Here is a 6296-nt window from a genome sequence, read left to right as displayed (position 1 = left end):
CGTGCTGCCCAGCACGTCGCCCTCCTGCCGGAGCTCCAGGTCCTTCTGGGCGAGCTCGAATCCGTCGAGGGTGGAGGCGACCGCCTCGACCCGTTCGCGGGCGACCGTGCCATTCTCGGCATCCGTCACCATGAGGCAGAGACCCGGGACCTCTCCCCGACCGACCCTGCCCCGCAGCTGGTGCAGCTGAGAGACGCCGAAGCGGTCGGCGTCCAGGACGATCATGGTCGACGCGTTCGGAACGTCCACACCGACCTCGATAACGGTCGTCGCGACGAGCACGTCGATCTCGCCCGCCGCGAAGGCCCGCATGAGTCCGTCCTTCTCGTCGCCGGGCAGCCGACCGTGCAGCGCCTCGATCCGGCGGCCGGCGAGCAGCGGATTCGCGCGCAGCTGCGCGATCACCTCGGTCACGGTCGCGCGCGCGGGCGCCCGGCCCTCCGGAGCGGTGTCGGCGAGCGCCTCCTCGTCGCGGGTGGTCGCATCGATCGCCGGGCACACGACGAACCCCTGCCTGCCCTTGCCCAGCTCCTCGGCCAGGCGCTCCCAGACCCGGTTGACCCAGCCCGGCTTTTCGGCCAGCGGCACCACGAAGGTCTCGATCGGCACCCGGCCGCTCGGAAGCTCGGCGATGGTCGACACGTCCAGGTCGCCGAAGACGGTCATCGCGACGGTCCGCGGGATCGGGGTCGCCGTGAGCACCAGGACGTGGGGAGGGACCGCACCCTTCCGGCGCAGGGCCTCGCGCTGTTCCACCCCGAAGCGGTGCTGCTCGTCGACGACCACGAGCCCGAGATCGTAGAAGCCGACGCTGTCGCTCATCAGGGCATGGGTGCCGACCACGATCCTGGCCTGGCCGGACACGGCCGCGAGGGTCGCCTTGCGGCGATCGGCGATCGGCAGCTGGCCGGTGATGAGGGCGGGCCGGATGGCCGCGGCGAGCTCCGGTCCGAGCGTGCCGACGATGGATCGCAGATGCTGGCCGGCGAGGACCTCTGTCGGCGCGAGCAGCGCTGACTGGCCGCCGGAGTCGGCGACCGCGAGCATCGCCCGGAGGGCCACGAGGGTCTTGCCGGAGCCGACCTCACCCTGGACGAGCCGGTTCATCGGCGCGGTCCCGGCGATGTCCTCGGCGATCTCCTCGCCCACGGCGACCTGATCGCCCGTCCGCGTGAACGGCAGCCTGGCGTCGAAGCGCTCGAGCAGGCCGCCGGGGGTCGGCGACCGCGGCACCGCGGTCTGCTCGCGCAGCAGTTGCCGCTGCTGCAGCAGGGCGGCCTGCAGCACAAAGGCCTCCTGGAAGCGGAGCGCCTTGCGGGCCGCCCCCCAGTCGGCGTCCTTCTGCGGCCGATGGACGAGCTCGACGGCCCGCGAGTAGGTCATCAGCTTCCGTTCGGCGCGGGTCTCCGCGGGAACCGGATCGTCGAGCGGCGGCAGCGTGTCGAGCACCACGGCCAGCGCCTTCTGCAGCTGCCAGGAGGAGACGGATGCTGTCGCCGGATAGATCGGGATCGGCGTCTCCGCCCAGCTGCGGGCCGCGTCGTCGCTCGTGCCCTCGGCATCCGTCTCGAAGAGCTCGTAGTCGGGGTGGGCGAGCTGCAGGGTGCCGCGGTAGTCGCCCACCTTGCCGGCGAAGATGCCCCGCATGCCGGGCCGCAGCTCCCTGGCTCGCCAGGCCTGGTTGAAGAAGGTGAGGGTGAGGATGCCCGTGCCGTCGGTGATCCGCGCCTCGACGATCGACCCGCGCTTGGCCCGCATCGACCGCTCGCGCACCTCGATGACCTCGGCGACGATCGTCACGTTCTCGTCCATCGGAAGGGCGGTGAGCGCGGTCAGCTCGCCCCGCCGCGCGTAGCGGCGCGGGTAGTGGCTGAGCAGATCGCCGACCGTGGTCAGCCCGAGGCCCTTCTCGATCGCCGCCCCCGTGCGTCCGCCCAGGGCGACCGTGAGCTTAACGTCGAGCGGGGAATCCACCCTTCGAGGCTACCCGGCCGCTACAGCCACTTGCGCTTGCGGAACACCCAGAACAGCGCGCCGCTGACGGCGACCATGAGCAGGATCGCGAAGGGGTAGCCCCAGGTCCAGTGCAGCTCAGGCATGAAGGCGAAGTTCATGCCGTAGATGCCGGTGATGATCGACGGGGTGAACAGGATGGCCGCCCAGGCGGAGATCTTGCGGGCCTCCTCCGCCTGCCGGTTGCTCGCCTCCCCCACCTTCTGCATGTCCTCGTTCTGGCGCTGGGCGACCAGGGTGCCGTTGACCGTGAGGATGTCCCGCAGCAGGATGCGGAACTCCTCGATGCGCTCGGTGACATGGATGACGTGGTCGGCGACATCGCGCAGGTACTGGCGCAGCTCCTCCTCGATCTCGTATTTGTCGAAGCCCTGGGTGATCTGCTCGAGGATGCCCACGAGCGGCTGCGCGGCCCGCTGGAAGTCGATGACCTCTCGCGACAGCTCGTAGATGCGCCGGGAGACCCTCGGATCTCCCTCGAAGACCTGGATCTCGATCTCGTCGATGTCGTTGGAGAGGCCGCCGACGACGGGCAGGTATCCGTCGACGACGGCGTCGAGGATGGCGTAGAGCACGAACTCCGGCCCGCGCGCGAGCAGCTCGGGGGTTCCCTCGAGCCGCGACCGGATCACGGAGAGGTCCGGCGACTCGCTGTGCCGCACCGTGATCACGAAGTTCTTGCCGACGAAGATGTGCAGCTCCCCGAACTCGACCTCCTCCTCGGAGTCGACATACCTGGCCGCCCGGAGGACCACGAAGAGGGTGGACCCGTAGCGTTCGATCTTGGGTCGCTGATGGGCGAGGATCGCATCCTCGACGGCAAGCTCGTGCAGGCCGAACTGCTCGGCGAGGGAGGTGATCTCCTCCGTGCTCGGCCGGTACAGGCCGATCCACGCCATGGAGCCCGGATGCGCATCCAGGGCCGCGTAGGTCGCCCCGAGCGAGGTGGGGGTCTCCACGCGCCTGCCGCCCTCGTAGATCGCGTTGTTGATGAGACTCGAGCGGGCCTGGCGCGGGGAATCCTCGGCGTCCGCGTCCTGCGACTCGCTGGGCGCTGACCTGCGCGGCGAGAGGATGCGGAACGGGTTGTGGAACTCGGGAGCCATAGTGACCACGGTAATGCCGGCGGGTGAACAACCCGCGCATCCCGGCGGGTGATGGTGGACCGTTGGCGCGCCGACGTGCCGGGCGGTGGCATAACGTTGAGGCGATGACACGGATAATCGCGGGCTTCGCCGGCTCGATCACCCTCGCGACCCCGGGTTCCGGCACCCGTCCGACGAGCGATCGTGTGCGCGAGGCGATCTTCTCCGCCCTCGAGGCCCGCGACGCGGTTGCCGGCGCCAGGGTGCTCGATCTCTACGCGGGCACGGGCGCCCTCGGGCTCGAGGCGGCCAGCAGGGGCGCAGCCGTCGTCCGCCTGGTCGAGCGCGGGACCGCCGCCGTCGCCGCCTGCCGAAGGAACGCCGCGGCCGTCGAGCGCCAGGCGCCGAAGGGTGCCGTTCCGCGCATCGAGGTGAGCGCGCAGCCGGTGCTGACCTTCCTCGTCAGCGGCGCCACGAACGCCGTCGAGGGCGGCGGGTCGTGGGACCTCGTCTTCATGGACCCACCGTACGAACTCGACGAGGCCGAACTGGCACGCGATCTCGAGGCGCTGGTCCCGAGGCTGGCGCCGGATGCCCTGCTCGTCCTCGAGCGCAGCAGCCGGTCACCGGAGCCGGTCTGGCCGCCAGGGCTCGAGCCGGACCGGCGCAAGGACTACGGCGACACCACCCTGTGGTGGGTCGGAGCCGCCGCGGGGGCTCAGCCGGCGGACGGGGCTCAGCCTGCCGCCGGGGCTGAGCTTGCGGACGAGCTGTAGCGCGCCCGGTCGCGGCGGGAGAGACCGCAGCTCGCGGCGCCGAATTGCGACCGCGGCGGGAGATAGTGCACTTCGCGGCGCGGAAATCACCTCGTGGCGGGAGACGCGCCTCCCGCCGCGATGCGTCATCTCCCGCCACCGATCACCCCTCACCGGCCCGACCACCGCTCAGCCGGCCACCGCTCAGCCGGCCACCGCTCAGCCGGCCACCGCTCAGCCGGCCACCGCTCAGCCGGCGGACCCGCTCCAGTCCCGGTAGGGATCCCAGCCTGCCGGGTCGTAAGCCACCCCGTCGACGCCGATCCCCGAGCCGTCCACGCACACCCCGATCCTGCGGAACCCCTCCGGAAGGGCCGCGCCGGCCGGGAAGGTCGCGAGCAGCGAGTGGTCCTCTCCCCCGGCGAGCGCGAGCGCGGAGTCGTCCCCGAGCAGACGACCCTCGAAGTCGATGCCGACCCCGCTCGCAGCGGCGAGCCGTCCGGAGTCGATGGCCAGGCCGTCGCTGAGGTCGAGCATCGCGGTCGCTCCGCCGCGAGCGGCGACCGGGCCGGCCCAGATCGGCGGCCGGGGGGTCAGCTGTGCCGCGGCGGCCGGACGGAGGGCCGCGGCCAGCGCCGCATCCGGTTCTCCGCGGTCGTCGACGGCGTCCGCGAAGAGCAGCCGGAGCGCGGATGCCGCCTCGCCGAGCACCCCGGCGACGGCGACCACGTCACCCACCCTTGCGCCGGAGCGCAGGACGGGAGCGCGGCCCTCGAGGTCGCCGAAGGCGGTCACGGCGATCGTCAGCGTCCCGGAGACGGAGAGGTCGCCGCCGACGACCCCGCAGCCGGGAGACAGCGCCTCGCAGGCGTCCCTCAGCCCGTCCGCGATGCCCTCGAGCAGCCCGACCGGCGAATCGGCCGGGGCGGCGATCGCCACGACGAGGGCGCTCGGAACGGCGCCCATGGCCGCCACGTCGGACAGGTTGGAGGCGGCGGCCTTCCAGCCGAGGTCGTGCGGAGTCGACCAGGCGAGCCGGAAGTCCGGGCCGTGGATCATCATGTCGGTGGTGACGACGAAGCGTCCGTCGGGGGCGGCCACGACGGCGGCGTCGTCGCCTGGACCGAGCAGTGCGGATGCCGCGGCGGGCAGCCGGGGGAATATGCGCGCGAGCGCCGCAGACTCCCCGACCGCTTCGAGGGTGTCTGCGCCACGGGTGTCTGGCCCAGGAGTCTGGGGGCTGCGGGTGTCTGGGCTGTGCTGGTCTGACCTGGACGACATGCTTCAAACGGTAGCCTGAAAGCGATGAACTCGAAGCTCAGGGCCTGCACGCTCCTCGCCGCCGCACCGCTCATCCTGGCGGCGCTCGCCGCCTGCGCCCCGACGGTCGCGCTGCAGCCGGCCGCCGACGCCACCGATCCCGGATGCGCGGAGATCATCGTGCGCCTGCCGAGCTCCGTCGTCGATCAGCCGATCCGCGAGACCGATGCCCAGGCGACCGCCGCCTGGGGCAATCCCGCCTCGGTGCTGCTGCGCTGCGGGGTCCGGCAGCCGCCGCCGTCGTCGACCTGCTACACCGTCAAGGGCATCGACTGGATCATCGACGCCTCGGACAAACCGCGCTACGTGTACACGACCTACGGCAGGAAGCCGGCGACCCAGGTGGTCGTCGACTCGACACTCACCAAGGGCCAGGAGGCGATCGTCCTGGATGCGCTGGCGAACGCGGTCGGCTCCATCGACCAGACCAAGCAGTGCACGAGCCACGACGCCGGCTACGGCCCGGAGACCCCGGCGCCCGCGCCGAGCCCGACGAACTGAGCGGCCGCCGGGCATCCGCTCATTCCACCAGGACGGTGACGGGGCTGTTCTCCGTGGTGAGGTGCGGGGCGATGTCCCTCGGGTTCATGGTGCCGGCGAGCACCCCGGCGACCTGGGTGACGATCGGCATCTCGACACCGCGCGCCGCTGCCAGCTCGAGCACGGGCGCGACCGAGGCCAGTCCCTCCGCGGTCTGATTCATCTGCTTCACGACGTCCGTGAAGCTGTAGCCCTGGCCGAGCAGCCGGCCGGCGGTGTTGTTGCGCGACAGCGGCGACTCGCAGGTGGCGATGAGGTCGCCGAGCCCGGCGAGCCCGGCGAGCGTCTCGGCGCGGCCACCATAGGCAACCGCGAAGTCGGTCATCTCAGCGAGACCGCGCGTGATGATCGACGCCTTGGTGTTCTCGCCGTAGCCGACACCGTCCACGATGCCGATCGCGACGGCGATGAGGTTCTTGAGCACTCCGCCGAACTCGGTGCCGATGACATCCGTGTTCACGAACGAGCGGAAGTACGGGTTCGTCGCGACGATCGCGACGGCGGTCGCGGTGTCCCGATTCTCGGAGGCGATGACCGCGGCGGTCGGCTGTTCGCGCGCAATCTCGAGGGCGAGGTTTGGGCC

General features: G+C 71.5%; 6 protein-coding genes. 2 read left to right on the top strand and 4 right to left on the bottom strand.

Annotated elements, in window-relative coordinates; genetic code table 11:
- A partial coding sequence (locus VGC18_RS09615) for an ATP-dependent DNA helicase RecG (protein ID WP_331096691.1) occupies positions 1-1974 on the bottom strand: 1974 nt, incomplete at its 3' end.
- A gap of 20 nt (positions 1975-1994) precedes the next feature.
- Positions 1995-3119, bottom strand: a complete 1125-nt coding sequence (locus VGC18_RS09610; RefSeq protein ID WP_331096689.1) for a magnesium and cobalt transport protein CorA — start codon at positions 3117-3119, stop codon at positions 1995-1997.
- Positions 3120-3223: 104 nt separating this feature from the next.
- Between VGC18_RS09610 and VGC18_RS09605 the strand changes: the two genes are divergently transcribed.
- A complete protein-coding gene (locus tag VGC18_RS09605; protein WP_331096687.1) occupies positions 3224-3874 on the top strand; it encodes an RsmD family RNA methyltransferase in 651 nt (216 codons plus the stop codon).
- 228 nt (positions 3875-4102) lie between these two features.
- Here the strand turns inward: VGC18_RS09605 and thiL are convergent, their stop codons facing one another.
- Complete coding sequence (gene thiL / locus VGC18_RS09600) at positions 4103-5134, bottom strand: thiamine-phosphate kinase (RefSeq protein WP_331096685.1); 1032 nt, start codon at positions 5132-5134, stop codon at positions 4103-4105.
- Positions 5135-5158: 24 nt separating this feature from the next.
- On the opposite strand from thiL, the gene VGC18_RS09595 reads away from it, so the two are divergent.
- The gene (locus tag VGC18_RS09595; protein ID WP_331096683.1) at positions 5159-5674 is read left to right on the top strand and encodes a DUF3515 family protein; all 516 of its coding nucleotides are present in this window, start codon (positions 5159-5161) and stop codon (positions 5672-5674) included.
- Between the two features lie 19 nt (positions 5675-5693).
- Here the strand turns inward: VGC18_RS09595 and VGC18_RS09590 are convergent.
- On the bottom strand, positions 5694-6296 hold a 603-nt coding region (locus tag VGC18_RS09590), incomplete at its 5' end, for an NAD(P)H-dependent glycerol-3-phosphate dehydrogenase (RefSeq protein WP_331096680.1).

The sequence above is a fragment of the Lacisediminihabitans sp. genome (assembly GCF_036404185.1).
Taxonomy (GTDB): Bacteria; Actinomycetota; Actinomycetes; order Actinomycetales; family Microbacteriaceae; genus Lacisediminihabitans.
This window is presented reverse-complemented; position numbering and strand designations above follow the sequence as displayed.